29 protein-coding genes and 1 tRNA gene are annotated in these 26141 nt (G+C 35.0%); 21 read left to right on the top strand and 9 right to left on the bottom strand.

Annotated elements, in window-relative coordinates:
* Positions 1-30 precede the first annotated feature (30 nt).
* The 4 genes from GOQ16_RS02705 to GOQ16_RS02690 all read right to left on the bottom strand — a co-directional run bounded on the left by GOQ16_RS02705 (position 31) and on the right by GOQ16_RS02690 (position 7638).
* On the bottom strand, positions 31-1182 hold the full coding sequence (locus tag GOQ16_RS02705; RefSeq protein WP_160067663.1) for a DUF4998 domain-containing protein: 1152 nt from the start codon (positions 1180-1182) through the stop codon (positions 31-33).
* Between the two features lie 99 nt (positions 1183-1281).
* Complete coding sequence (locus tag GOQ16_RS02700) at positions 1282-2478, bottom strand: DUF5000 domain-containing lipoprotein (protein ID WP_160067661.1); 1197 nt, start codon at positions 2476-2478, stop codon at positions 1282-1284.
* Positions 2479-2494: 16 nt separating this feature from the next.
* On the bottom strand, positions 2495-4429 hold the full coding sequence (locus tag GOQ16_RS02695) for a RagB/SusD family nutrient uptake outer membrane protein (protein ID WP_160067659.1): 1935 nt from the start codon (positions 4427-4429) through the stop codon (positions 2495-2497).
* 2 nt (positions 4430-4431) lie between these two features.
* Positions 4432-7638 carry a SusC/RagA family TonB-linked outer membrane protein gene (locus tag GOQ16_RS02690; RefSeq protein ID WP_160067657.1) on the bottom strand — a complete coding sequence of 1069 codons (3207 nt, stop codon included), beginning with the start codon at positions 7636-7638 and terminating at the stop codon, positions 4432-4434.
* 629 nt (positions 7639-8267) lie between these two features.
* Here GOQ16_RS02690 and GOQ16_RS02685 point away from each other — a divergent pair.
* From GOQ16_RS02685 to GOQ16_RS02605, 17 genes are all read left to right on the top strand, one after another.
* On the top strand, positions 8268-8621 hold the full coding sequence (locus GOQ16_RS02685) for an ISAon1 family transposase N-terminal region protein (protein WP_160067655.1): 354 nt from the start codon (positions 8268-8270) through the stop codon (positions 8619-8621).
* A complete protein-coding gene (locus GOQ16_RS02680; RefSeq protein WP_240140947.1) occupies positions 8614-9597 on the top strand; it encodes an ISAon1 family transposase in 984 nt (327 codons plus the stop codon). Before GOQ16_RS02685 ends, GOQ16_RS02680 begins: the two co-directional genes overlap by 8 nt.
* A gap of 255 nt (positions 9598-9852) precedes the next feature.
* Positions 9853-10086 carry a hypothetical protein gene (locus GOQ16_RS02675; protein ID WP_160067653.1) on the top strand — a complete coding sequence of 78 codons (234 nt, stop codon included), beginning with the start codon at positions 9853-9855 and terminating at the stop codon, positions 10084-10086.
* 70 nt (positions 10087-10156) lie between these two features.
* A complete protein-coding gene (locus GOQ16_RS02670) occupies positions 10157-11269 on the top strand; it encodes a hypothetical protein (protein WP_160067651.1) in 1113 nt (370 codons plus the stop codon).
* Between the two features lie 95 nt (positions 11270-11364).
* A complete protein-coding gene (locus GOQ16_RS02665) occupies positions 11365-11703 on the top strand; it encodes an ASCH domain-containing protein (RefSeq protein ID WP_160067649.1) in 339 nt (112 codons plus the stop codon).
* Positions 11704-11713: 10 nt separating this feature from the next.
* Positions 11714-11863, top strand: a complete 150-nt coding sequence (locus tag GOQ16_RS02660) for a hypothetical protein (RefSeq protein WP_160067647.1) — start codon at positions 11714-11716, stop codon at positions 11861-11863.
* Complete coding sequence (locus tag GOQ16_RS02655; RefSeq protein WP_160067645.1) at positions 11863-12549, top strand: phosphoadenosine phosphosulfate reductase domain-containing protein; 687 nt, start codon at positions 11863-11865, stop codon at positions 12547-12549. The genes GOQ16_RS02660 and GOQ16_RS02655 overlap by 1 nt, the downstream gene beginning before the upstream one ends.
* Positions 12530-13213, top strand: coding sequence for a ParB N-terminal domain-containing protein (locus tag GOQ16_RS02650; protein WP_160067643.1), 684 nt, complete (start codon positions 12530-12532; stop codon positions 13211-13213). The genes GOQ16_RS02655 and GOQ16_RS02650 overlap by 20 nt, the downstream gene beginning before the upstream one ends.
* A gap of 436 nt (positions 13214-13649) precedes the next feature.
* Positions 13650-13922 (top strand): hypothetical protein, encoded by a 273-nt coding sequence (locus GOQ16_RS02645; protein ID WP_160067641.1) that lies wholly within the window; start codon positions 13650-13652, stop codon positions 13920-13922.
* A 2-nt stretch (positions 13923-13924) separates the two neighbouring features.
* Positions 13925-14161, top strand: coding sequence for a hypothetical protein (locus tag GOQ16_RS02640; RefSeq protein ID WP_160067639.1), 237 nt, complete (start codon positions 13925-13927; stop codon positions 14159-14161).
* A gap of 12 nt (positions 14162-14173) precedes the next feature.
* Positions 14174-14398, top strand: coding sequence for a hypothetical protein (locus GOQ16_RS02635; RefSeq protein ID WP_160067637.1), 225 nt, complete (start codon positions 14174-14176; stop codon positions 14396-14398).
* 5 nt (positions 14399-14403) lie between these two features.
* The gene (locus GOQ16_RS02630) at positions 14404-14634 is read left to right on the top strand and encodes a hypothetical protein (RefSeq protein ID WP_160067635.1); all 231 of its coding nucleotides are present in this window, start codon (positions 14404-14406) and stop codon (positions 14632-14634) included.
* 4 nt (positions 14635-14638) lie between these two features.
* On the top strand, positions 14639-15193 hold the full coding sequence (locus GOQ16_RS02625; RefSeq protein ID WP_160067633.1) for a hypothetical protein: 555 nt from the start codon (positions 14639-14641) through the stop codon (positions 15191-15193).
* Positions 15132-16544 (top strand): PBSX family phage terminase large subunit, encoded by a 1413-nt coding sequence (locus GOQ16_RS02620; protein ID WP_160067631.1) that lies wholly within the window; start codon positions 15132-15134, stop codon positions 16542-16544. The genes GOQ16_RS02625 and GOQ16_RS02620 overlap by 62 nt, the downstream gene beginning before the upstream one ends.
* Positions 16541-18025 (top strand): phage portal protein, encoded by a 1485-nt coding sequence (locus GOQ16_RS02615; protein ID WP_160067629.1) that lies wholly within the window; start codon positions 16541-16543, stop codon positions 18023-18025. Before GOQ16_RS02620 ends, GOQ16_RS02615 begins: the two co-directional genes overlap by 4 nt.
* A 323-nt stretch (positions 18026-18348) precedes the next feature.
* Positions 18349-18482 (top strand) — tRNA-OTHER (locus tag GOQ16_RS02610).
* Between the two features lie 395 nt (positions 18483-18877).
* Entirely contained in the window at positions 18878-19465 is a 588-nt protein-coding gene (locus tag GOQ16_RS02605; RefSeq protein ID WP_160067627.1) for a hypothetical protein, read from the top strand.
* A gap of 118 nt (positions 19466-19583) precedes the next feature.
* On the opposite strand, the gene GOQ16_RS02600 is transcribed toward GOQ16_RS02605, so the two are convergent.
* The 4 genes from GOQ16_RS02600 to GOQ16_RS02585 all read right to left on the bottom strand — a co-directional run bounded on the left by GOQ16_RS02600 (position 19584) and on the right by GOQ16_RS02585 (position 22908).
* Positions 19584-20195 (bottom strand): P63C domain-containing protein, encoded by a 612-nt coding sequence (locus GOQ16_RS02600; RefSeq protein ID WP_160067625.1) that lies wholly within the window; start codon positions 20193-20195, stop codon positions 19584-19586.
* 16 nt (positions 20196-20211) lie between these two features.
* Positions 20212-21423 carry an ImmA/IrrE family metallo-endopeptidase gene (locus tag GOQ16_RS02595; protein WP_160067623.1) on the bottom strand — a complete coding sequence of 404 codons (1212 nt, stop codon included), beginning with the start codon at positions 21421-21423 and terminating at the stop codon, positions 20212-20214.
* A 205-nt stretch (positions 21424-21628) separates the two neighbouring features.
* Positions 21629-22324, bottom strand: a complete 696-nt coding sequence (locus GOQ16_RS02590) for a hypothetical protein (protein WP_160067621.1) — start codon at positions 22322-22324, stop codon at positions 21629-21631.
* Positions 22325-22620: 296 nt separating this feature from the next.
* On the bottom strand, positions 22621-22908 hold the full coding sequence (locus GOQ16_RS02585; protein ID WP_160067619.1) for a TFIIB-type zinc ribbon-containing protein: 288 nt from the start codon (positions 22906-22908) through the stop codon (positions 22621-22623).
* A 167-nt stretch (positions 22909-23075) separates the two neighbouring features.
* On the opposite strand from GOQ16_RS02585, the gene GOQ16_RS02580 reads away from it, so the two are divergent.
* Entirely contained in the window at positions 23076-23369 is a 294-nt protein-coding gene (locus tag GOQ16_RS02580; RefSeq protein WP_160067617.1) for a hypothetical protein, read from the top strand.
* A gap of 71 nt (positions 23370-23440) precedes the next feature.
* Here GOQ16_RS02580 and GOQ16_RS02575 read toward each other — a convergent pair whose 3' ends face one another.
* The gene (locus GOQ16_RS02575) at positions 23441-23659 is read right to left on the bottom strand and encodes a hypothetical protein (protein ID WP_160067615.1); all 219 of its coding nucleotides are present in this window, start codon (positions 23657-23659) and stop codon (positions 23441-23443) included.
* 133 nt (positions 23660-23792) lie between these two features.
* Between GOQ16_RS02575 and GOQ16_RS02570 the strand changes: the two genes are divergently transcribed.
* Genes GOQ16_RS02570 through GOQ16_RS02560 form a run of 3 tightly spaced genes read left to right on the top strand, consistent with a single transcriptional unit; the run spans position 23793 to position 26108 of the window.
* Positions 23793-24440 (top strand): hypothetical protein, encoded by a 648-nt coding sequence (locus tag GOQ16_RS02570; RefSeq protein ID WP_160067613.1) that lies wholly within the window; start codon positions 23793-23795, stop codon positions 24438-24440.
* A gap of 26 nt (positions 24441-24466) precedes the next feature.
* Positions 24467-25006, top strand: coding sequence for a hypothetical protein (locus tag GOQ16_RS02565; RefSeq protein ID WP_160067611.1), 540 nt, complete (start codon positions 24467-24469; stop codon positions 25004-25006).
* A gap of 7 nt (positions 25007-25013) precedes the next feature.
* Positions 25014-26108 (top strand): major capsid protein, encoded by a 1095-nt coding sequence (locus tag GOQ16_RS02560; protein WP_160067609.1) that lies wholly within the window; start codon positions 25014-25016, stop codon positions 26106-26108.
* Positions 26109-26141 lie beyond the last annotated feature (33 nt).

Genomic DNA, 26141 nt, shown 5'->3' with positions numbered 1-26141 from the left:
ATTCACCATTGAATTGCCTGCTTTGTCATTTTACTCAACAATGGAAACGGTGATTCCTTTTACATTAAAATACTGATTACTTGAACTCATTAAATTTGCAACTACTCCAATAGTAACATTTTGAGTCGATGGGTTATCAAATTCGAAAGATACAATCCTATAATCATCGTGTATCCACTTCAAATCGTAGTAACCCAATTTTTCCGCATTAGGCACATCAACTGCATTTGGAATAGTTCCATTACTAGTTACAATGAAATAAATAAGATTATTAGTAGCATCAACGTTGTTGGTTACATTATTTCTTCGGAATTCAATTTGAACCTTATATCTTCCTTGAGGCAAGGTTGATGTTTGATATGTCTTTCCATTATTAATATTTGGCGTTCCCCATCCAGCTTCAGAAGCCATCACTCCTATTCCACTGTTTTGATCATAACTTCCTCTACCACTTATAGCATTTGCTGCTGCATTTGATTCCCAATTTTCTAGCACCCCCCATCTTCCAGAAAGATTTGTTGGCGTAAACGGATATCCCATATTTCTATAGTAAGTCAATGCAGGTTTAAACTCAGTAAAATCCGTATAAAATGTATCCAAACACAGAGTATCTGGTAAATACAAGCTGCGGTATGACATTTTTTCACCAATTTTTACATTAGTTAACGAAAGCGCATTCTCATCTATGCCTAGTCGCTTAATTTTTTCTGTTCCATTCTGATCAGTATATTTTACCTCCGTTGCAAAAATACCTAGTGTCCTGTCAACATTACTGAACGTTGCAGAAAAAGTATTGTCATAAGTTTTTAGGCTATTAACAGCTATAGGTCTATTAATTAGAGAGAGCAAATAATTCTGTCCATATGATCGACCAAAAGCGTATACCTTCACTGACTTATTTCCTTGATCATCAAAGGTTACTATTTCAAAATTGTAAACGCGGTCTTCTAAATTGTTTATAGCCGCTTTTAGTGTATCCACCCCAAAAGTTCTATTGATAGGAACCACAATTGAATCCCTTCTACCATCCCAATAAATACGTGCCTCCTTTATTTTGGGATCCGAAACCAATAGTCCTTGAATTAAAACTCTATTCTGACCAGAGAATACTTTGACTGAATCTACCTTACCTGTATAATTTAGGACTGGCTGATCTTCAATATATTTCTTGTAGTCATCCATTTTCTTACACGATGCAAACGCTATTACACAAAAAATAATAGTAATGCATTTAAATATTTTATGGTTCATAATCTTTATCTTCTTCATAAAATGTAATTATTATCTTGGGTCTCCATACGCTTGAATTTCTCCAATAGCCATATATGACGATCCGTCCCAGTTTTTAGTACTCTTGATACGGATATAACGTGCTTTTGGTGCGTCTATATCAAACTCCCAATTAAAACCATTTACCGCTGTCTGGTAATCTTCGTCCGATTGTTGACCAAAAGGTAATCCCGAAGGTTTAGTAGCATTGTACGCTCCTAATAAATGCCAATTATTCCACGATCCATCCGCAGGAGGATTATCAGAACCCCAGATTTCAAACTCTTTAAGGTTTCCTTTGTAATAATAGGTACGACCATTATAGTATTCTGGATAATCCCATATAACAATACGGCTAAGTTTGGCTAGTACTCCTAAATCAACTGTAGTATAATGATGTCCTGAGATAGCAGCTTGGGTCATATAAATACGCGGCCAATTCATAATATCACCATCCCACATGCCTGCATGTGATGTAGAAGTATGGTTTGGCGCGTCCCCTGGTAATCTAAAACCACGATATCCAGATTTAGCAATTGCCGTTTCGTATAATGGTTTGATTTGTGTATACAAAGTATCTGTATAATTCAACCAACGATCACGCACCACAAAAGCAAAGTCACGAGCAATCGTATCCATACCACGCATGGTTGCCAAAATTTTATCTGTAGAAGTATAAACACTGTTTGGATCAGCAACCCATTCACCGTATTCATTTTTTTCCATGATTAATATAGAGATTTTGGCTCGGTCAGGATTTTCAGCTCTTAATTGTAAGCCACCAAATGAAGGTTGTACAGCCAATGAACGATAAATATCCCAAATTGGAGATTCTTCAGGAGTTACTGTGACTTCAGTAGGCTCAGACATAACCTCTGATCGATTTACAGCGTATAATTTTATATTATATGTTCCTGGCTCCGAAAACCCATCGACAATTAGCTGATTAGTATAATAAGAAGCAATAACTGATCGCGTTGAACCATTTGGAAGCACATATTCAGCTTTTACATACGACAAATCTCTATCGTTAGGTAAGCTATAAGTCAAAACTGATAATCCCTTTTTATTCAACACCTGCACATTCGTTACTTTGCCCGGAGGAGTAGAATTTGACTCCAATGGGTTTAGCATATTCTCTTCTTCGCAGGAAGTTGTCAACAATGCTATATTACACAGCATCATTATTCCTAAAATTAATTTCTTCATGATATATAAATTATTATTACCAACCATAGTTTTGAACAAGATTCAAGTTCTGAATTACCGTATTTTCACTAATAGGCCAGAAATAATCTCTTGGCGCGATGAATCGCTGATTATACACTGTTCTGATCACATAATACGAGGCAGTATTTTCTCCCTGCATATTCCAGCCTGTAATAGGTTCATTTAAAGATATTGCCGCTGTTTTCCATCTTCTCAAATCCCAAAAACGTTGACCTTCAAATGCTAACTCAATCAGGCGCTCACGACGTATAATCTCTCTTAGACCTTCTTTTGTCGTAAATTTATTTGGATTGCTCGAGAAATTTGTCCATGATTCTTTGACACCTTTTAAGCCTGCGCGCTCTCTTATTTTATCCAAATACACAAATACATCTTCATTAGAAGGACCTTCGGCTTCATTTAGAGCTTCAGCATACATCAGGTATAAATCCGCCAAACGAATTTTTGGCCAAGGATATTCTTTATACGTTACACCAGAAGCTGTAGTTACTTGATTCCAATCAATTAGTTTTTTAATGAAATAACCTGTTTCATTAAAATGAAATGCATGAGTACTACCCGCATAGTCAGGTCTTTTACTACGAACGACTTTTGAATTTTCGTCAGAGTATCCTGGAGTATCGTATTTAAACCAACGCGCCCCATCAAATGCTAATGATGAATAAAATCTAGGCTCACGATCAAAATGTAATCTTGCTGTGGTGAAATTTGGTTCGATATAATATTTATCATCTTGTGTAGCTGTACGCAACTCCGTATCGTCACTAAAATTTAATGTTTTATCTTCATTGATAGGCACACCATTTTTTGTGTAAAACATTTTTGCAATTTTCAATGGTGGAGAGAAAATTTTACGGTTATCATTGTGGTTTTCTTCTGCACTCAATGGAGGCATTGCATCACGTTGTAAATCCCAAGTACGGCTATTAGGATCTGCCCAAATATGTTCTTCATTGAATTTTTCAGATATAGCCTGTCTCAATGTTAATTCTAGCTTCGTAGCATCAGAAATCGACAAGTTCCCACCTTGTGTAAAGGTAAATAAAGAATGTAAATTCGCTTCCGCAGTTTCAATAGCGTCTTTAGCAGCTTCTGCCGCTCTAGCCCATTTTGTATTATCAAACTCTTGTGGGAATAAAGATTTACCGTCTTTATTTTTCATACTTGAATAATCTGAATTGCCATTGAATAATGGACTTGCTGCTAATAATAATGTTTGTGCTTTTAATGCCTTTGCGATGGGCAATGTAATACGTCCCAATTCATTATTTCTATCCACGACTTGATCAGGCAAGTCTGAATAAGACTCTTCCAACAGATTAACGATATAATCTACGCATTCGTCGATTGAATTACGCGGAACATCCATCGCTTCTTTAGGCGCACTAACTGGAATATCGTCATCCATTATAGGAATTGGACCGTACATACGCATCAAATAGAAATGAAAATAAGCTTTCAAAAATTTAGCTTCAGATATCCAACGAGCACGTTCAGAAGAACCAATATCTGGAACTAAAGCAGGGTCAGACATATTATCAATAAAAATATTACAATGTCTTATCCCTTGATACAAACCTCTATTAGCATCATAATTCCCATACCAAAAGTTTACATAAGGGTCGGTTACGCGCTGATTTCCTCTTGCAATCTCGAAGGACCAAGGAGAAATACTGGTCTGATATGGAATCCATATTTCATCTCCTGCAAGAAATGCTGGATTATTCCATACATTTCCTTCTTTAGGAATATAGTTATATAGCGTAAATAAGTACTTTTCAGCCTCTACACGTAATCTAAATGCATATTCTATGGTCGCAACGTTGTCGGGTACGATATCCAGAAAATTCTTACAAGAATTCGTTGTACTCAACAATACAGCTGATACAGAAGCTAACGTGATATATTTCTTTATTTTTTTCGCTTTCATAATTAAAAATTTGCTTGAATACCAAAATTGTATGTACGTTGAATTGGATAACCTAAACCGTTACCTCCCATCTCAACATCCCACAATTTAAAATTGCTAATGGTAAATACGTTCATCATATTGGCGTAGAAACGAACTGAACCTAACTTATAGCGATTCAATAGAGATGAAGGCGCATTAAACCCTAATTCAATGTTTTTAAGACGTAAAAACTCGCCATTCCGCATCCACCATGTAGATTGTTGGTTATTATTACCTACAAAATAATCACTCAATCTTGGGAATAAAGCATACATATTTCTATTTTCTTCAGACCAATGACTTTCAGCAATCGCAGTTAATAGGCCATTTTGTGCACCACCATTACGAACAAATGGTGTTATGTTTTCTGGATTGATGAAGAATGAAGATTTACCTGAACCTTGGAAGAAAAATGAGAAATCAAAACCTTTATAACCTGTAGTACCACCAAATCCATATATCAACTCAGGAGAAGTAGGATATCCAATCGGAACAGCATCATTCCAAGTTATCATTTCATCCCCATTCATATCACGATATTTGATATCACCGGCCATATAATCACCAAATTGTTGGATTGGAGAGTTAGCAACATCATACTCATCAATAAATAAGCGCTCAGCGATTAACCCAAAAGCTTGTGCTGCGGAATGCCCTACTTGATATCTATAAGACATATGTTCTGGATACAACAACTCATCACGTTTTGTAATCTTTGATTGCGCGAATGTTAAATTACCCCTGTATTGGAAAAACCATCCTGTAGATAAGCTTTTGCTGTAATCAACGGAAATATCAAAGCCTTGTTTCTCAACTTTACCCGTATTTGCCATAGGGGTTGCCTGAAGACCAATGGTAGTACCGATGTATGATCTTGATTCTAGAATATTGGATTTATAATCTTTGTACGCGTCAGCTACGATATTGATACTTCCATTCAAAAATGACATATCAAAACCTAAGTTAATTTGTCTAGATTGTTCCCAAGCGATGTCATGGTTTGCATAACGGCTCACACTTACACCCGGTCTTGAATATTGATAATCATAACCAAATGTAGAACCATAACCTCCATTACCAATATTAACTTCTGACAAGTAAAAGAATCGATCTGTATCAGAACCTATCGCATCATTACCAATTATACCATATGTCGCTCTAAATTTCATATCGGAGATCACTGGTTTCAGCGTTTCAAAGAAGTTTTCATTCGAAATTCTATATGCTAGACCAAATGATGGAAAAAAACCAAAACGTTTTGATTCATGGAAACGTTCCGAACCATTATATCCGAAATTAAATTCAGCCAAATAACGATTATCGTATCCGTACGTAAAACGACCCGAAAGACCATTGTTACGACGAGGAAGACCAAGCTGTAATGAAGTAATATTATCTCTTGCAATTTTATAATCTTGGAATAAAGTAATTAACATACCGGACACATCATGTTTACCAAAATTACGCGCATAGTTTGCTGCAGCTTCTAAGTATAAAGTAGCGTTTATGTCTGAACCCGATGATCCATAACCCAAGAATTCTTGTCCTACTTGCCCAACAGATCCAGTTGTTCCATCATTGATTACACTTAAATCTATAGTATAATCTGCTGGGTCTAATCTTGCCGAATAATAAAATGGATTATAAGAGCGAGAAGTCTGACCATACGAATAGCGCTTAGCATAAGCCATCGTTCGGAAATTCAAACCTTTTGTGATAAAATCTAAATTCTGTTTGATTTCCAATTGCGGCATTAATGTAGAACGATTATACTGTCTATAGCCTCGCACCAATTCAGCATACGGATTTGACAATAACACACCATTTGTAGAATTACCGTCCATTACAACATGCCCACCAAATAATGGATGTTGAATATAAGGTAGATATTCTGCAGGGTATACTGCAGGGAATTGAACAGGATTAGACCATAATGCCATTCTAAAATATTCTGCACCATCGCGAGTAGGTCCATTATAATCATCAAATTGACCATACAGATTTACACGAGCTTCCGTAGTCTTAGTTAAGTCAATATTGATATTCGAACGCAATGAGTAGTTAATCAATTTAATATTGTTATTGAAATTGCTTGTACCATGCTTTTTCAATATACCATTATCAGCATTATAAGTCCCTGACACATAAAAACGTGCTCTATTACCGCCACCACTTGCACTTAAATTGTAACCTTGATTAAATGTATAATCCTTGATTAACATATCTACCCAATCATTATTTGGGTACAGATAAGGATCTGTTCCTCGAATAGTGTGCTCAATTTTAGCCTGTGAATAGGGCAAAGGTTTTGGAGTTGGTCTTGTCAAAACTGCTTCATTAGCCAAGTTCATGTATGTAATATTATCGGTCAACTGAATATTCTGCGTATTAGTAGAAAGCTTACCTTCAGTTCTTACCATAAATTTTGTCTTACCTTGAGCACCGGTCTTAGTGGTAATTAAAACAACACCATTTGCACCACGAGCACCGTATACAGCTGCAGCTGTTGCGTCTTTCAACACAGAAAAAGCCGAAATATCATCAGGTTGTAAACGAGCCATATCTGTTGATGTAGACTCAATACCATCAATTAATATTAAAGGATCTGTTTTTCCTGACCCAAAAGATCCCAAACCACGAATAAAGAATTGTGCATTATCTGCACCAGGCTCTCCCGAGCGCTGATAAGCAATCATGCCTGAAACACGTCCAGCAAGCATAGTAGTCAAATTAGAACTTGGTCCTTTAAGTTCCTTCGGATTCACCACCGTAATTGAGCTGACTAATGATGCTTTTTTCTGTGTACCAAAACCAACTACTACAGCTTCATCGATTTCATTACCTATCTTTTCGTTTAAAACAAGGTCAATAACATAAACACCAGTGGAGTTTGGTTTATAATCCGTGATCTTAATCTCTGTTTTTTCATAAGCAAGGTGATTGAAAATCACTATGGAATTTCTAGGAATTTCAAATTCGTAATAGCCTTTTACATCAGTAGATCCCAGTGCCCTTCCCGATTGCAAGGATATGGTAACTCCTGAGAGTGGTCCTTCTGTCCCTGTGACCACACCAGCGACGCGTATCACATCTTCTTGTGCATATGATGAAAGAATCATCAAGGAACACATCAAGGATAACAACAATCGCTTAAACAGGCTTGTTTTTAAGTAAATTTTGTCTCTCATAATTGGTAACTATAGGTTTCATTGTTAAATTTAAAAAGCTATTAATAAATGTTAATTGCACACTTATTAAAATACTATCATAGATTTCTTAGGTCATTATTTTTAATTAATACTGATTAATGGTTTTCATTGGTTAATAACAGAAGATAAATTTATATAAATATTGAACACTATTGTCGAACACTAGCGAACTTGTTAAATCCCGGTAACGATAGGTTAAAATTTGGTTGACTTAAGGAATGTTGAATGGGCAAAAGCAGATACAAACGTCAGTTTATAATCCACAAACCTGGCGACATCACTATTCCTAGCGAATACTTAGGCTATTTTGATGATTGTGAATAAGTACATTGAATCAAATCTTGTTTCATCTATTATTAGAGATGCGAATGCAGTAAATAAAAAATATGTACAGGATTTACGTATAGAATAAATCTATAATTTGAAATATATGTCAGCCAATTTATTTATCTTGTTTTCAGTATATAATTTCTGTCACGCACGCGTATCGCTTTGAATTCCGTACAGTAATTAATTGTTTTTTAAAACTTTACATATTACAGATCAAGCAGAATCCTTTGGGGGATACTAAAAAAATTCTTATTTTAGCATTTTAAATTAGATATCCGTTGCAAGAAGCCGAGCGTAAATTACTATCGCTTTTGATGCCCAAAGGGCTTTTAGAATACTTTCAAATTTTAGAAGTCAATCAGATTGAGAATCAACTCCATATTTATTTAGTTGAACTTAATATAGCTCCAGTTAGCTATGAGGCTAGCAAGCTGGAATCAAAAGGATTTATGCCATCCACTGAGATTTCAGACTTTCCTATCCGAGGTCAGAAAGTTACGCTAAATATTCGTTGTCGTCGCTGGACGGTTCTAGATACGGGACAGATCATCACAAGAGATTGGAATCTAGTTCGTGAGGGTACTCGAATGACTACGGAATTCGGGCTTTTTTTAAAGAAGATATTTGGATAACCATCCCGTAAGCACTCATTTGGTAGGATTATTCTTTCAAATGGATGGCAAGCAACTACAGGCTCAGTACAAAAACCACTTGAGTGATTTCCATGATTGGGACCAAAAGCCACATGCAGAGAGTTGGACATTGTTTGCTGAAAACATCTCTGAACGTCTGAGCATCGATGAGACTAGTTTTAGCAACGGTGAACTTTATACGATCGTAAGTTGTAAATCAGCAAAGGGGAAGAAAGGAACCATATTAGCGACTATAAGGGGAACAAAAGCAGATGATATCATAGCTGTTCTTGAAAAAATACCCTTACGCGCAAGAAATAAAGTAAAAGAGGTAACCATGGATATAGCACTAAACATGGCTAAGGCTATCTGTAGATGTTTCAGGAATGCTAGGCGCGTAATTGATAGATTCCATGTCCAAAAGCTAGCTTATGATGCAGTCCAAGAACTACGCATCAAGTATCGTTGGGAGGTATTGGATACAGAAAGTAAGAAGATAATAGAATCTCGAAAGCGAGGAATTGAATATGAGCCTGAGTTACTTCCTAATGGAGATACGCTCAAGCAACTATTGGCTCGATCTAGACACCTCTTGTTCAAGCACCCAAGCAAATGGTCCGAAAACCAAAAACAACGAGCTGAGTTGTTGTTCATGCGCTTTTCCAAGTTAAAACAAGCTTATGATCTTGGTGTTGCCTTAGGTGACGTCTTCAATAAATGCAAGGATAAAAAAGTCGCTTTTACAAAGTTAGGACTGTGGCACAATCAGGTAGAAAATGCGGGAATTGCTTCATTTGAAAGTGTCGCAAAATCAGTTGCTGCCCACCATCCTCAAATTCTACATTACTTCGACAATAGAAGTACAAACGCGTCCGCAGAATCCTTCAATGCAAAACTTAAGACATTCAGGAGTATATTTCGAGGTGCAAGAGATACTACCTTTTTCCTATACCGTGTGATGAAATTGTATGCTTAAAAGTGATTATCCCCCCAAACTTTCAGAATGATCCCTCCGAACATCCAAAAACAGGCTCAAAAGCCTATAAACGCAAAAAAGCTTCAAGTTGCCTTGAAGCTTTTTATAGTAGCGGGGAGCAGGCTACAATATTTTGAAATTTACACTTGAATATCAGGCATATACATTTGATTGTTTTCAAGTGCACACAGAATTGCACACACTTTTAATGATTTACTTCTCCATATAATTTAATATGTTTATATTTGTAATACTATGGAGCTAAAAGAATTTTTAAGTCAAAATCCTATCATCAACAAGAAGAAACTTTCGGAAGCAATGTATCCAGAAAACAAATCTCCTTCATCAAAGTTATTAAATAAACTTGAAGAAAGAGAAGTTGGAAGTGGAAAGCAAAGAATACTACCTGTTGATGTAGAAGCGTCAGTAAAGGCTCTTACGAAATTAAGAGATTCTATTAATCAATATATCGATTCAAACATTAAATAATATTTGAATATTCCTTTTCGATATATAAATACAATTGTTTATATTTGTGTTATTAAAAGTAACACACATTATGAACACACAAAACACTTTCGAAAATTGCGATCAGTTTGCTGACTACATCATTGATTCCATATTGGATTTTGGTGATATCGTTACCCTAGAATTTAATAGAATCACAAACTTAGATATACCTACTGGTAGATCATTAGAACAGTGGTTAATCGTCAATCCTCAAAGAGGTGAAAACTTTAAAAAATTTGGTACTGTAAAATCATTCCTTTATGATATTTACGAATTAACAAAATCACCTCTTTTTCAACATTACGAAAAAGCACGTCAAGCGTATTATTGGTGCTCAATGAACCCCGATAAGGCTGCAAGAATAAATCTTAATGAACATATTGCTGAATTAAATCAGGATCTTTTAGAAATCCCTTTAGAAGATCATACCTGGTATACTGAAAAATATGTGAAATTGTTTTTGGACTGGCTTTCGTCTAAAAGTCGTACAGCTTCGTCAATGGTTACTGGACCTGCAAATTTCAACACTCGAAGAAATGAGAAAGCGTTAAATGCAGAACGCAATAAATACCAGACTTTCTCTGAATGGCGCGAAAAAGCAAAAGAAGGAATTAGAAAGCGAGTTGAAAGAAATAAACCAGCCGAGCAAAAGAATGAAGAAAGCTGGAATATCCTTAAAGATCATATTATTAAACAGTCTGCAGTAATTCAGGGTATCGATAATGGTACCGAACCATATAGCCGCGCACTGTTTGTTTCCTCATTAGTCAACCCGATCGAAACAGCAGCTAAAAACGGTAAAACCGAATTAGTAGAAAAAGCTCTTAGTTTGATTGAAGAAATCAACAAACCTCTTAAGAAGCCTATCATAACACCTCGTCATAAGGTTTGGAATTTACGCGAACTTGCTTTCGATAAAAATAAGGCAAAAGAATCCCCACATAAAAGCGAAACTTATTCTATTCCTAACGGGCAAATAATCGTAAACTTTGAAGCTGATCGTATTCAAATCAAACATGATGAAAAGCCCAGCAAAGAAATAATTGAACTTCTCAAAAAGAATTCTTTCAACTGGTCACGCTTTCATGGATGCTGGCAAAGAAAAATTACCCTAAATACAAAATATGCAGTTAAAAAAATGTTCGACATTGCTATAAAATAAGGTCTTAAAATTTTATAGAACCTTATTATATTAGTGTATCCAATAATTAAACAGGCTTTAAGATTAATTTTGAATTTTAAAGCCTTCTCTAGCTTATGTCAAAAAAAATCATCAAAACACCAATCCTCATCATTAAAGATGAGTATTTCAAAGAAATCCTAGAAGGGAAAAAAGTTGAAGAATACAGAAGCTTAAGCGAGCATTATTTCAAAATGTTTTGCGAAAAAGGTAAGGATGGCTATTACGACAAAATGAAGCCTGTTAATGAAATCATTTTAGCAGTAGGTTACAACAAGAATCGCAAAACGGCCCTTGTTGAAGTAAAAGACATTTATATCTGTGAATTTCAAAACGAAATCCCAGAAGGATTTGAAAAAGGTGACGAATGCTTTGTCATTGAACTAGGAAAGGTCAAAAAGACTGATAACGTTTAATTATTGAACTATGGCAGAAACAGCTGAACAAAGACGAAGAACTGAACGACCAAGATATCGTATCGGTACTTCAAACAGTGGTGTTAGAACTATCACACCATCAAATGCGGCCGCGCGTCGTGACATGCGTCAACCTGGTATTACTCGTAGAACTAGATAATGACGCCTTTAGACATATTGAGAAATGTTAGATCACAGACTAACGAGATTATTCTATTCAGTTCTTTGAATGGCAAGGACTCAATATTGTTGACAGACATGTGTTGTAAGGTCTTTGATCGAGTTGTAAGTGTTTACTTATATACGGTTAAAGACCTTTCGCATATAGAAGCTTTTAAAAATACATTTTCAGCTAAATACAAGAACATCACCTTTATTGAGCGTCCACACTTTGCATTGTATGGATATCAAAAAAACGAATGGTTAGGCTATAAAGGACATGAAAAGTTAAAACGCAGGACATTAGCCCAAATTGCTCAAGATGTAAAGTCCGAAACTGGCATCGAATGGGCTTGTTTTGGATTTAAACGTACTGACGGCCTACAGCGTCGTCTAATGATGATGGCATTAGAAAAAGAAGGCACTAAAGGCTATAATCCGAAAACGAAAAACGTATACCCTATTGAAAGTTGGAAAAACGGACATGTGTTAGCTTATATCGACAAGATGCGATTACCACGGCCAACGGTATACGATCCAAAACATCAATCACAAGGCGTTACTCCTGGTGATTTAAATTTCCTTCTTTGGTGTAAACGATATTGCCCTGAAGATTATCAAAAAGTAATTAATGAATATCCGGAAGCTGCAACAATAATATTTGAACATGAGTACCAACAAGCATAAATCATCAGAACCAGTAACCCTAAAACGGTCACAAATTACGCTGGCACATTATAATCCACGCAAGATATCTCCCGAAGCTAAAAAACAGCTTAAGGCAAATATTAAGCGCCTTGGAATCATGGGTGGCATCATCTGGAATGAAGCAACAGGTAATTTAGTAGGTGGTCATCAAAAAATAGCTATCCTTGATGAGATCAATAAATACCCTACCAACGATTACGATGTAACAGTCGAAAAGGTTAATTTATCAGAAAAAGAGGAAATGGAGCAAAACATTTTCCTTAATTCGAAATCCGTTCAAGGTGAATTTGATAGCGATCTAATGGCTAATATCATCACCGATATTGACCCGTTATTAGCTGGACTTGACGAATACGATTTAACAATGCTTTCGCTTGATGCACCAGCAATAGACTTCACCGATATAATGGAAAAAGCATCAAAGCTCAACCCTCCTACTGCACCACAGACTAAAGAGGAAATCAGAGCGAAAAAAGAAAAATACAGTCAAGAGGTTGACGAAAAATGGGAAGGAGAACCGACGGTAACACTCTCTTTTGATTCCTTCGAAAATAAAGCAGAATTTATGGAAGCAATGGGTAAAGATCTATACGACAAAATTGTGAAAGGTGAAGAAGTGGCGGAAAGGGTGTTCAATGCCTAAACAACAAATGTTCATCGACTCCATTCACGGAATAACTGCAGTAGCAAATAGTAAAACAGGCGCATGGCAACTGATTAGGAATAAATGCCATGAAATGAATTTAGAAGTACCTACGTTCGAACAAATAAAAAAATTTGAAAATAGATATATCAAAAAATAATATTCGATATGCATCAACATTTTACAGAATACACCTTTGGGGATATTGTTTATTTGAAAACAGACGTTAATCAGGAGCAATGGATAATAACTGACATATTCCTTCATCCAAATAATGTTTGTGTATATACGATTGCTTGCGGAAACTCGAAACATGATGCCTATGATTTCGAATTATCCAGAGAGCAGAACAGCAACAAAAAGTTAGGGATTTAGCGTCTCCACCGTGTGGCAAAGTTACATTATGATACTAATTGATACACTTATTAAACTATAAATGGAAATATTAATCATTATCGGAATCATAGCTTTAATATTTTACGGCTATTTCCAAGCGAAAAAACAGGATACAATTTTAATTGATGACGCATTTCTTTCTCAACCAAATAAAAACGTCATTGCAGGGATGGATTTCGGTCAAGGAAAAGACAAAACAGCCACCGCCTATTATTTAAACGGTCTCATCATGACACCAAAACAATACGGTGAACTCCATGGAAATGGGAAAAGCAGAGTTAAGAAATCGAATCGTTTAAAACTTAGAAAATAGTTATGAAAGCAAGTGAAGCAAGGTTATTGAGTTCAAAGGAGCGTAGTAATAAATCAGGTAAAGACCTAGAGACAGTTTACAAACGAATTAACGCAGCAGTCTTAAAAGGTGAGTTCGATATTTTCTATTATGGAAGACTATCGTCAGAGACAAAAGAGCAATTAAAAGAAGACGGCTACACTGTTGAAGATATTAGCGATCCGAGAGATAATCTACCTACTTATAAAATTCAGTGGTAAAAAATTAATAAAATGAATTGGACATACATATTAATCGGAGCACTCATCGTAATTTATATTATTCAAGTGCTAATAGTTTTCAAAGAATTAGGTGAAGGCGAATACACTCGCAAATATCGTGTATTACTAGATCTGATACCGTTCTACTTTCTTGTACTGGCAATTATCGAATTTGGACATTTCCTCTTTGAGGTTTGCCTTGAGAACGCTATTGACGAATTTAAAAAGTTAAAGTAGGAATTATGACAAGAGAAGAAATAGTAAAAAGGTCCTTCAAACCTTATATGATTTTGATCTTTCATGATAGAGATAAGGATGTTGAGATGATGTTATTAGCAGCACATTTCGATAATGAGGTTTTTACCTTAGCTCCAGTTGATACAGATTTTTATGAAGATGAATCAATTACTGTTAGTATTTCCAAAGTATCATTTCCTAAGAAAGTAACAAAAATGAAGGTTTTGAAAACGTAATAAAATGGCCAACAAAGATAGATGGGATTACGAAAGCGAAGAGTTTTCAAATGCAATGGAGAACTACGCCATGAAAGGATTGACCGATAAAGAAATCGCTATTGAGGTTAGTTTAAACCCAACCTACTTTCTAGAATTAAAGTCAAAGTATGATTCAATATCTGATGCCTTAGCGCGTGGGCGTGCGAAGATCAATTCAGCAGTTAGGCAAAAATACCTTGCTGTTGCTTTGGGAGGTCTTAAACGCAAGTCTACCACACGCAAATTACCGTCAATGATGGAATCAGGAAGATATATTCAAGAAGACGGTATGGTTGTAATGGAAACCACGGAAGAGCTTCCACCAAATCCTCAAGCATTAGCTACTTGGTTATTCAATCACGATGAAGAATGGCGTAAAAAAGTTATTGACGGCAAGAAATTAGATGTTACAACAAACGGCAAGGAGCTAAACGGCAGTGTTAGCATTACTTCTTGGTTAGCAGCAAACAATGTAGATGACGATAACGAAGCAGGGGAAGATTCCGAAGAAGACGACAACGAGGAAGAAGATAACTAGGGAACGACCTAAGATTAAAATTGCTCCTCCTTACGTTCCATTATACGAAAATACTGATAAGTTCATCATCTTAATTACTGGTGGACGTGGTTCGGGAAAATCGTTTAATGGTTCATTGTTCCTTGAAAGGCTTAGTTTTGAGAAAGGTCATAGTGTCCTTTTCTCCCGTTATACGATGTCAAGTGCTGCAGACTCTGTAATCCCAGAGTTTCAAGAGAAAATCGATCTTGAAGGCACACAGCAGTTTTTTGAAGTCAAGAAAAACAACATCATCAATAAGTTTTCCAAAGTGCCTATTATGTTCCGTGGTATCAAAACCGGATCAGGTAATCAAACGGCAAAACTTAAATCAATACAGGGCTTAACAACCTTTGTTGGTGATGAGATGGAGGAATGGACCGACTTTGACAGCTATGAAAAGCTAATGTTATCCATTCGTCAAAAGGGTATTCAAAACAGAATCATTCTGATAATGAACCCTACTGATGACTCCCATTTCGTTTATGAGCAGTACATCAAAGACACTCATAAAATCGTTACTATCGATGGCGTAGACGTTCAGATATCGACGCATCCGAATGTATTACACATTCATACCAGCTATTTAGATAACATTGAGAATCTTGCTAGCAACTTCTTAGAGCGTATAGAGCAAATAAAGCAGGAATCTATTGCTCAAGCTACTGATGCACAAGGAAACTTTGATCGTGCAAAATTCCAAATGACCAAATACGCCAACGTTGTTATTGGTCGTTGGGCTGATATCAAAGAAGGTGTTATCCTCCCTAATACGAGAGAAGGTGAATTTGATGAATACCTCCCCTATTGTTATGGCCAAGATTATGGTTTTTCTGTCGATCCTGATACGCTTATACGCGTGGCTGTTGATCGTAAAAAAATGCTTATTTATGTTGATGAGGAATATTGCGACAAAAAAGACCTCGGTACCAACGATATCATTGCACTTAATAAATCACGCATTCTCAAGCCTAATGATTTAATTGTCGGAGATAGTGCAGAAGATCGATTGATTGCTGATATCAAGAAACAAGGCAAACTAAATATAATCGAATGTTGGAAAGCTCCTGGCTCTGTTGCTGCTTCTCTTCTGAAGATGAAAGATTACACAATTGTTTATACTCAACGAAGTAGAAACATCAAAACGGAGCTTAAAAACTACATCTGGAACGATAAAAAAGCTGGAATCCCCATAGACAAATGGAATCACACTATTGACGCAATTAGGTATGCATTCGACTTCTTGACTAAGAATGATCCAAACGCTAAGCAAAAAACAAAACAAGCATTAGAAAAAATTAAAGCTACCTCAAAAAGAAGAATAAGACGATGAAAAAAGAACAATTAGAGACGCTTATAAGCGGTGATTTTGGCAAGCTTGTCGATGTCATAAAAAAAACTGAAAAGGTAATCAAGCTGGGTAAAAACACTTTGTCAGTGGCTGATTGCATGAAGCAATACGATCCTTTTCTGCATGATGTAAACGATACAAATATAAGGGCAAACCGGATGTTAGATCATGAAGGTGAAAAATACGATGATGCCATCAGCGGAGACACCAAAACGTCAACGGAACAATCAGAAGTAGAAGTTAACCGCCTTCAATTGGCGCGTCAAATGCAAATTGTTGAAGCAGCAGTATTTTTTGAGTGTGGTGCCGAAATATCCCTTGAATACAACCAAGACAATGAAGCTAAGAAAGGATTATTCGAACTCATTCAAAAGGTTTGGAAAGATAATAAGCTCTATTTCGAAACTGAAGCTATTGTAGAGCGTCGAATGATTGAAACACATTGCGCTGAGCTTTGGTATGACTATGAAGATGAAAATTACTGGAAAGGAACTACATTAGAAGGTAGTATACGTAGACCAGGTTACTTACTTCTCTGTAAAGAAAATGGAGACGATATCTATCCAGTTTGGGATGAACACGGTGACCTTATAGGACTTGGTAGACGTTATGAAACTACTGATCCAGTAACCGATATCAAGACTATACACTTTGATTTTTATCATGCTGATCACATTATTTTAGGAAGTCAAGACGATGGTGGTCCGTGGGTAACAGAAACAAAAGAAGGTTACGGATTTCTCCCTATTGTTTACCATGAGCAAAAACGTCCTGAGTGGGCAAACATTCAACCACTAGCTAATAGAGAAGAAACCAACTTATCAAACCTTGCTGATACAAATGATTATTACGGTGACCCTACAATGGTGGTTGAAGGTGAGGCGGAATCCCTCCCTTCTCAAGGTGAAGTTGCGAAAGTTATTCAAGTAAAAGGAGGTGATCAAGGTCAAAGAGGTAGTGTATCATTCGCGCAGCCTGATGCAATGGTAGAATCTAAAAAGCTTGAATTTGATCGTCTGAAACAAGAGCAGTTCGATATCACCAACACTCCCGACATTAGCTTCAATACCATGTCTCAATTAATGAGCAATGGTACATCTGGAATCGCTTTGCGTTTGCTATTTATGGGGCCACAAATGAAAGGCAATAAAGCTCAGAAACGTTTAAAGGAAATGCTAACCAGGAGAAACAATGTTATCCGAAAAATGCTTATTTCTTTCAGCCCTGAGGATTTTAAAGATATGGATGATGTTATACCAGCAATCAAAGTTAAAGATGCATTACCAGTCAACAAAGAAGAATTAATCTCGCATGTAACTAGTATGGTAAATGCTAAATTGCTTTCACGTAAAACAGCTATGCAAATGTTAGGTGAAGTAACCGATATTGAAGCGGAACAAAGACAAATACTGGAAGAGGCTAGACAGGATCAAGAGTTTCAAAGCAAAACTTTTGAAAAATAATATATCAAAAAAGAATAAATAATATATAATTGTATTTGTTTATATAAAAAGTGTTTTATATCTTTGTTTAACACAAGTAAGGAAATAAATAGATAGAAAATAAAATGTAGTCCGTATGGTGAGCAAAGAGATTTTGCTACAGCTTTGGAATTGGGCGGCATGAAACAAAGGTCTACATTTATGACATAAACCCAATTTTCGAGAAGATTAACGACACGTAGTCGGTTGGGGAAAGAAAATAACCTAGCGAATAATAACGCTTAGCTAGGGATAACCAAAGTTAATTGAGTATACGTTCTTTATACTTTGGTTTGTTGAAACATTGAGGTGTGGCGGAATTGGTAGACGCACCGTCGTGTGGTGTCTTGTAGTATGGAAATCTACAAAACGAATTATAGAGTAAGTAAGGAAGAGGCACACACGGTTACTCATACAGGTTCGGATCCTGTCGCCTTGACAACCCGATCCTAAGGGTAAAAATAAAAGGAGAGTTAGCAATTCGCTCATAAGGTAAAAGTGTTTAGTATGACAAATAATACTTGACTAATAGAATAGTAATTGACAGCTGGAAAGACAGAATACCATATCTACAAGTTAACTCTTTATCATTGATACTTGTTAGAAAGTCGGTAGTGAATGATATGACAGTCGGAATGATAGCGACACCACCCCGTTAGTTTACTATGTTGGGTGGTTTAAAATCGTCTTTTCATAATTTAGGTTTATAATTGGTTAGTTAGACCGTGTAGTTGTTCCCAGCTTCTGCACGGTTTTTTGTTATATAAAAATAAATGTCATTGAAAGTGATTAAAATATTACTTTTGGCCACAAACTTTTAAATTATTCACCAAAATGAAATTTTTAATATTATCCATTACTTTACTTACTTGTATCAATTTTTGTTTTGCACAATTTACTCCTCCGACGCGTATAAACACACCATATGGAGCAGTAACGGTTAAAGGAAATTACAACCCCCAATTCTTTAATCATCAATATTATCAAAGAATTCCATCTTCAAAACATGATTATTCCGTAGAATTAAAAAATGGTGAAGTAATAGAAGTTCGTTCTAAGATTCATTTTCAAGACTCTATTTCTTATTTAAAATGGAAAGTTGACGGAAAAACCAAAACATTATACCCTCAAGAAACAAACAAAATATATTTTACTAATAAGAAGTATCAAGCATTTAAAGGACTTGCTGTAAAAGATAGGTGGGTGTTTTTATTAAAATATTCCAACATAAACACTTATACCATTACACCAGATCACGAAGTCGTTAAAGTCATAACACACATTCAAAAAGGGGATCTAGCAGAAATAGTAGAATTTACTGTTGACAATTTAAAAAAGATGATCTCTGATAATCCAGCTGCAGTAAAATTATTAGAAAAAAATAAGCTCGAAAAAGCACTAAATGAATATAATAAGAGATGATGATGGTTCAAAAAATGAGCCGTAAACGTTTAGTTAGACCGCTCTGCATCGCCAGGTGATTTGAGCGGTTTTTTTTATAAATAACACATAATAATTATAAATCTTTCAATATCCGCCTCTAGTTAAATTCAATTTGCGACTGAACAGGTATATTATATTTTGCTCCATATTTTTGTACAAATGCATTCCACTCTGTGCACTCTTTCATCATATCAATTGATTGTTGGATATAAACAAGAAGCTGTTGTCTTCCATCTTCATTAAGCCATTGAAAATGTTTAAATTGTCTAATTCCAAATTCGATATAAGGATTTATAGATTGAAGTTGGGGAAGAATTGATTTGTCAAATCTTGCATATATGCAAAAATTAGTATATTTCCCAACTACACTTGGTCTTAAAGTTTTATTTTTATTCTGTTGCCAGTGATTTAATCTAAAAATATTATCATAAAATTCCTGAGGGAACATTTTTTCGTATGTTGCAACGTTTTTTAAGAGATATACTCTTCTATTCAAAATCTCTTCTTCTGAGATTATTTTGCCACTAAATAACTGGATTTTTTGACTTTCGAAATCTAAAGACTTGTCAGAAAACTTACTTTCTATTTTATGATTTAAATTGTCAAAAATAAATTGTAATTCACTTTGTTTTTCATCCTTTAGGATGTCTTGACTTGTTTTTTTAGACATGGGCAATTGTTTAGAGCCCTTAATATTTCTATTTCTCATGTTTATGTTTATATGGTTAATTATATAATTCTTTATTTCGGTTGTAATAATTACTAATTGAAGCAAGATCTTTCCAATCTGAATCAAGATTACTTAGCCAGATAGATTTATCAGGGTTGAAATCATTTGCTCTTACCCAAGCATATCTATTTTTCTTTCCTGAATCAAATGCATCAAATGTATATATCATACTTTCATGAATATCATTAATTTTAGCAATTCTTGCTATCTCATATTTATTATTAATAAATTCCTTAACCCTTCTTGTTTTTTCTTCAGAAAAGAAATATTTACGAGCAAAAGAATCAGCTTCCAATTCTTTTTCTTTTAGGGCTAAATCTTCATCATCATTATCAGATATGTGATATTTACTTTCTTTTATTTCATCCCAATCAAAAAGTACATGAAATAGCTCATGCAGTAAAGCGAACCAAATTGTAGCATAAAACCCTTTATAATTTGTTAAAACAATACATGGTTTATCGTTAAATGAAATAGTTGCTCCTCTTAAATGTAGTCCGGAAGTTGGTGGAAAATATATTACTGTAACACCAAGTCTGTAAAGTTTTTTTATTACACTTTTTAATCCTTCCTCTGGCTTTGTAGAGTGCCATCTTATTTCAGGAATATATTCGATAAGCTCTTTACGATTATATTCGTAAGGATTGGAGATGTCTTCAAAAATTTTTTCAGCAGCTAATATCCATTGGTCTCGTTCCGCTACATTTTTTGGGGGAATTTTTCCTGCACTAAAAGCGGGCTTAATGACACCTAACTTTAAAAACTGTATATTTTCAACTCCATAAAGCGCACATAATTTATTATTTATATCGGTGTAATCTGTTAAATTGTTAATGAAGCCACACTTTTTAAATGCCAATAAATCGAAGTTATTTTGTATAAATTCAATTGTTGTAACATCTATACCAATATTATCCACATTATTTCTTTCAATACTTTCAAGATAGAGTAATACTAGTTCATCTTTACTAAGTTGCAAGAAAGTACCGAGTTTTAATAATACAGAATAATCTACGCGTTTTTGCTCTCCATCCAGTATTCCCACAAGTGTTCGATGTTGGATATCTAAAAGATCACAAACACCTCTAAAAGAAATATTTAAATCCTTCATCCTTTTCTCAAAATATTCCTTCAAAGAAAGCTTATTCGAAACTCTTCCTTTTCCTAAAGCTTTATTTAGGATCTCATCAACATTAAAATCAGACATATCAAACTTTTGCTGTAAAATTACAACACAAATATACTATTTTAAATGAACTTATATACACAATAATGAAATTTGCTGTAATTATGCAGCATTTTTATTCGGCTAAACAGCAGAATTAAGTGATATAAATTAGATTTTAAAAATACTTATAGACACCAATGAAAATTCTGTTAGTTTAAATGAGCTACAAACTCTATTGAATACATTAATTTGATAACCTAGCAATAAGTCTAATATGTTCTTTTGAAACGTTATTAATTAATGGTTTATAATTAAATGATGTTTCAATCCCCCCCAACTGAAGATCATTTGACTTATCAATAGAATCAAGTAATTCATCAATATAATCCTCATTTAGAACATCCTGTGGATTACTCTCTAAAAAATTCCCATAATTATTAATATCATGTAAAAAATCTGAATCTGCTAATCCCCATATTGTGTTTTCTTTACACTTATTTGCTTTCCTTGTGTGTCTCTTTTTAGAGTTAAGGTTAATTCGTAAGACTTGAAATTTATTTTTTCGAATTAAGGATTGCCAAAATTCTTTTGATCCAGGACAAGTATGATATTTATCAGATAAAATTTCATATCCAAAATCTTTAATTAATAATTCAAATAAATATGTTAAAAACCCTCTTTGCCTAATTTTTGAATATGTCCATATAATTTCAAAATATTGTTTATTAAAATACTCCCTTATTTCTCCATGAACAAGGGACATAGTGTCACGTTGATTTTTATCGATTAATTTGAAAGTTAATTGATCCTTAGATACTTTTATCGCTTCAAACATTCGTGAGGGTATATTTTCTGGTTTATAATCATCAAATATCTTTTCTGAATATAAATTGTTTCCGAAATCATAATTTAACTCATCTTTCTTCTTTACAACAGGCATTCTTAATAATTGGTTAAGAGTAATATTTAGGTTATCTTAAAGTTTTAAAACATTCCCTTCTCAATATAAGGATATAAAATTAGCAAAAACAAGATATAAAAGTTATCTTTTGTGGGCAAGATATAAATCCCTTCTTTGAACCTATTTTTCAACCACTTTGCATATTACTACCTTTACTCAATCCCCAACATCATGGAAATAACAATTTTTCCATCAACCCACCAGTAAATAAAAAAGCCCACATCCTAATCGATATGGGCTCAATACTATTAACACAATTGTAGAATATTTAAATCTTAATCAAAGTCAAATAAGTCGGATAAGAAAGATTTCTTTTTCTTTCTATGCTGTGGGTGGGAGTATCTATCGTCTCTATCGTACTCTTGTGGATGTGTCCTTCGATCGTACTCTTGTTGTTGAGGTCTATTATAGTTTACATCTGTACTTTGTGTAGCAGAATATTCTAACAGTTTATCCAGCTCACCTTTATCTAACCAAATGCCTCTGCATTTAGGACAATAATCAATTTCAACATTTTGACGCATCGTCATTAATAGCGTTTCGTTACAGTTAGGACATTTCATAGTTCTTCAATTTATTTATTTCTCAATTTACCCATAAATTGCCAGAAGTGGTTTTACATTAGCATTTTTTAACATTATGGGAATATGTATTCTTACAGTCTCGTCCTTATATCTTCTCTTAAAATATTAAATTGCAATTAATATATAACCAAAAAAAAATGAACACCATGGAACTAGCAATGCAATTAAATTTACTGGAGAAAATAATTATTGACTGTATCCAAATTGGGTATGATAAAGCAATGGAGGATCACAATGAAGACACCAAAGTTGAAGTCTCTAAAAACTGGGCCTACAAAAAGTATGGTCGTAAAACAGTGGATTCATGGATTAAATATAAATTAATAAAAGTTTTATTGCGTGAAGGGCATGATAGATTGAACAGGCACGAATTATATAAGACCCATAAAGTATACAACTGGCATATACATATGATTCAAATGAAGGGTAAGCGGACCTGAAATTAAACAATTCAGATTACCAGATATATTCATTATAATCTATCTTGAAAAAATAAAGTGGAGAATAATATCTATATCTCCACTTCATAAGTAATTGTATAACCAATCTCCCCAGACCCAATTTCATCGCTGTTTATCTCATGATCGACATATTCAATCGATTTATAATCATACTGCTCTTGTAGGTCCTCTGCTATCACTTGGATTTGACTCTGCAAAAACTTATCACCTTTATCTCCATCGATCATGTTTATTGAGAGGGTAAGGGTTGCTGTAATTAGTTCTTTCATGGTTAAATATAAGATTTATAATAAATAAGGCTCTATAATATTTTAAGCCCTTATTACTCCTTTGGTTTTTCCTTTATTCTTTGAATATAAATGATTTTTGTGAAAACAGAACTTCATAAAATAGTTAACAAATATGAACATCCAAGAAAGAGTATTATCTACTTTGAAACCCTTAGTTGCAAGTAAGGGGTTCGGAGCTACTACAGTGGAAGGGCTGGCATCAGACCTGAGCGCTAATCTAACAGATGAAAGTACGGACGAGGAAATTACAAACGCAATTAATGGGGCTATGCCTTTTTTTAATCGTATGCAAGCGGAAAACACCCGTTATGCTAACGAAATCAAAAAGAAGACCCAACAACCTGCGAATCCTGCTCCTACAGAACCTAACAACCCAAATCCAGCAAATCCTGAACCTACCGGTGCAGATAAAGTTATTGCGGAGTTGGCAAAAAAAGTTGATTTGTTATTACAGCAAAACAACGACATGACCATTAAGCAAAAATGGGCAAAATTAGCAGAAGCTAATGGTATCACTAACGAAACACTTATTAACAAGTGGCAACCATCCCAAGAAGAAGATTTTGACAGCGCAATGGAAGAGTTGAAAGCATTTAGCAAAGAATTTGTTAAAAAAGCTGCAAACGAACGTTCGCCTGGCAAACCTAATTCAGGAGAACCTGGTGATCCAAATTCAAATAAACCAAAAGACCTTACAGCAAATGGTAAAGCTGCTTTAGAAGGTTTGAAAAAAGCGAATGATCGTCACGCTAAAAAATAGACGATCTTATTTAAATTCAAATTGAAATGAATATTCGTAGAGAATCATACAGCCCAGAACCACCTGTATTTCAACACGACAAAACCTTACAATTATTAACTGGAGGTTTTGTTTTGAATGTAACAGGTTTTCCTAATGGCCATATTATCCGCATGGGTACAGCTATTATGGTTGACGAATTAGCACGAACAGCGATTCCTGTTAAATCAGCTACAGTAACAAAAGCAATTGTTACTGCTGACACGGAAATTGAGGTTGCAAAAGGTCACGTCCTAGTAGTTGGTGATAAGTTGAATGGTAAAACTATTTCCGCTATTGACACATCAGAATCAACTCATGATAAAATTACTTTAGCTGCAGCCTATGGAAAAGCGGAGGCAAATGGTAATACAATTGGTTCAGGAGACGGTAATGCTTTATTGTACAATTCAATCAAAGTTATTACTGGTAACACACATCCAGTTGATGCAGTGGTAGGTGGTTTGGTTTATGCTCGTCGTATCGGTTTTATTTCCGCTACTACTAAGGCAAATTTACCAAACGTTATTTTTTCACAAACAAAATAATTGAGGGATGGATTTACAAAGATCAGCTCTATTACAATTTTTGGCGAATGAGGGTATCACGCCAGAAATCATGCTTGAAACGGCAGAAGCACGTTTCGCTCCTTTATGGTTCCCTCAATATTTTAGAACTGCAGATCCGACTGTTTCATTAGAGTTTCAAACGATTCTTTCTGCTGAGACTTTAGAAGCTATGGCAACCGTTGGCTCTCGTGAATCAGAAGTTCCATTACACGGCCGTCAAGGTTTAGAAAAATTAAAAGGTGAAGTGCCTCCTATTTTTGTGGGGCGTAAATTCAATGCTCAAGAGTTGAGAAACCTTGAAATCCTTTTAGGTTCTAATGCATTAGGTCTTCCAGAAAGATTACGTCAAGTAATGGCACGTGAGATTGAAGACTACGCATACTGTCGTAACTCTGTTTTACGTCGTTTGGACTTTATGTGTAAGCAAGCTGTTTCATACGGTTCTGTCACAATTAACTTAGACAACAACCCTAAAGGTATTTTCTTTGATGTACCATTAGTTGGAGCAGACAATAAGGTTAATTCAGTTGGTGATTGGTCCAATGTAGATACGGATATCATTCAAGACTTCGAAAAAATGCGTTTAAAAGCTCTTAAATTAGGAGTATCTTTTGAGCGTGTAATGATCTCAGAAGCTCTTTGGTTCAAAATCATCAAGAATAAATCTTTACGCGACTTCTTGAAAGGTTATTTCAATCCAGGGTCGAATGCACGCTTTGCTACAAACTTGGAGAATGTGAACGCTGCATTTACCGCTGAACGTTTCCCTATTTTCGAAATAGTTTCGGATTTAGCTTACATCGATTCAGATGGCAAAAAACAAGCTGTTCCTCAAAATGGTTGGAGTCAAACAAATGCTATTTTTGTTCCTGCAGGTGATTTAGGTGTTATCCATAATGCACTAGCTGATGAGCAAATCACACCAGTTGACAATGTTGATTACTTAGTTGCCGATAACGTTCTTTTATCAAGATGGAGAACTCGTAAACCAAGTGCAGAAATAACAGAGGCAGTATATAATGCTTTCCCAGGATTTGAGCAAGCTAAAAAAGTAGTTATTCTTAATACATTAGGAGCTTAAATTTTGCAACTAATTATATCAAATAATAATACT

The organism is Sphingobacterium bovisgrunnientis (genome assembly GCF_009829085.1).
Lineage (GTDB): Bacteria > Bacteroidota > Bacteroidia > Sphingobacteriales > Sphingobacteriaceae > Sphingobacterium > Sphingobacterium bovisgrunnientis.
The sequence above is the reverse complement of the archived record's forward strand: the minus strand, read 5'-3'. Positions and strand labels throughout refer to the sequence as shown.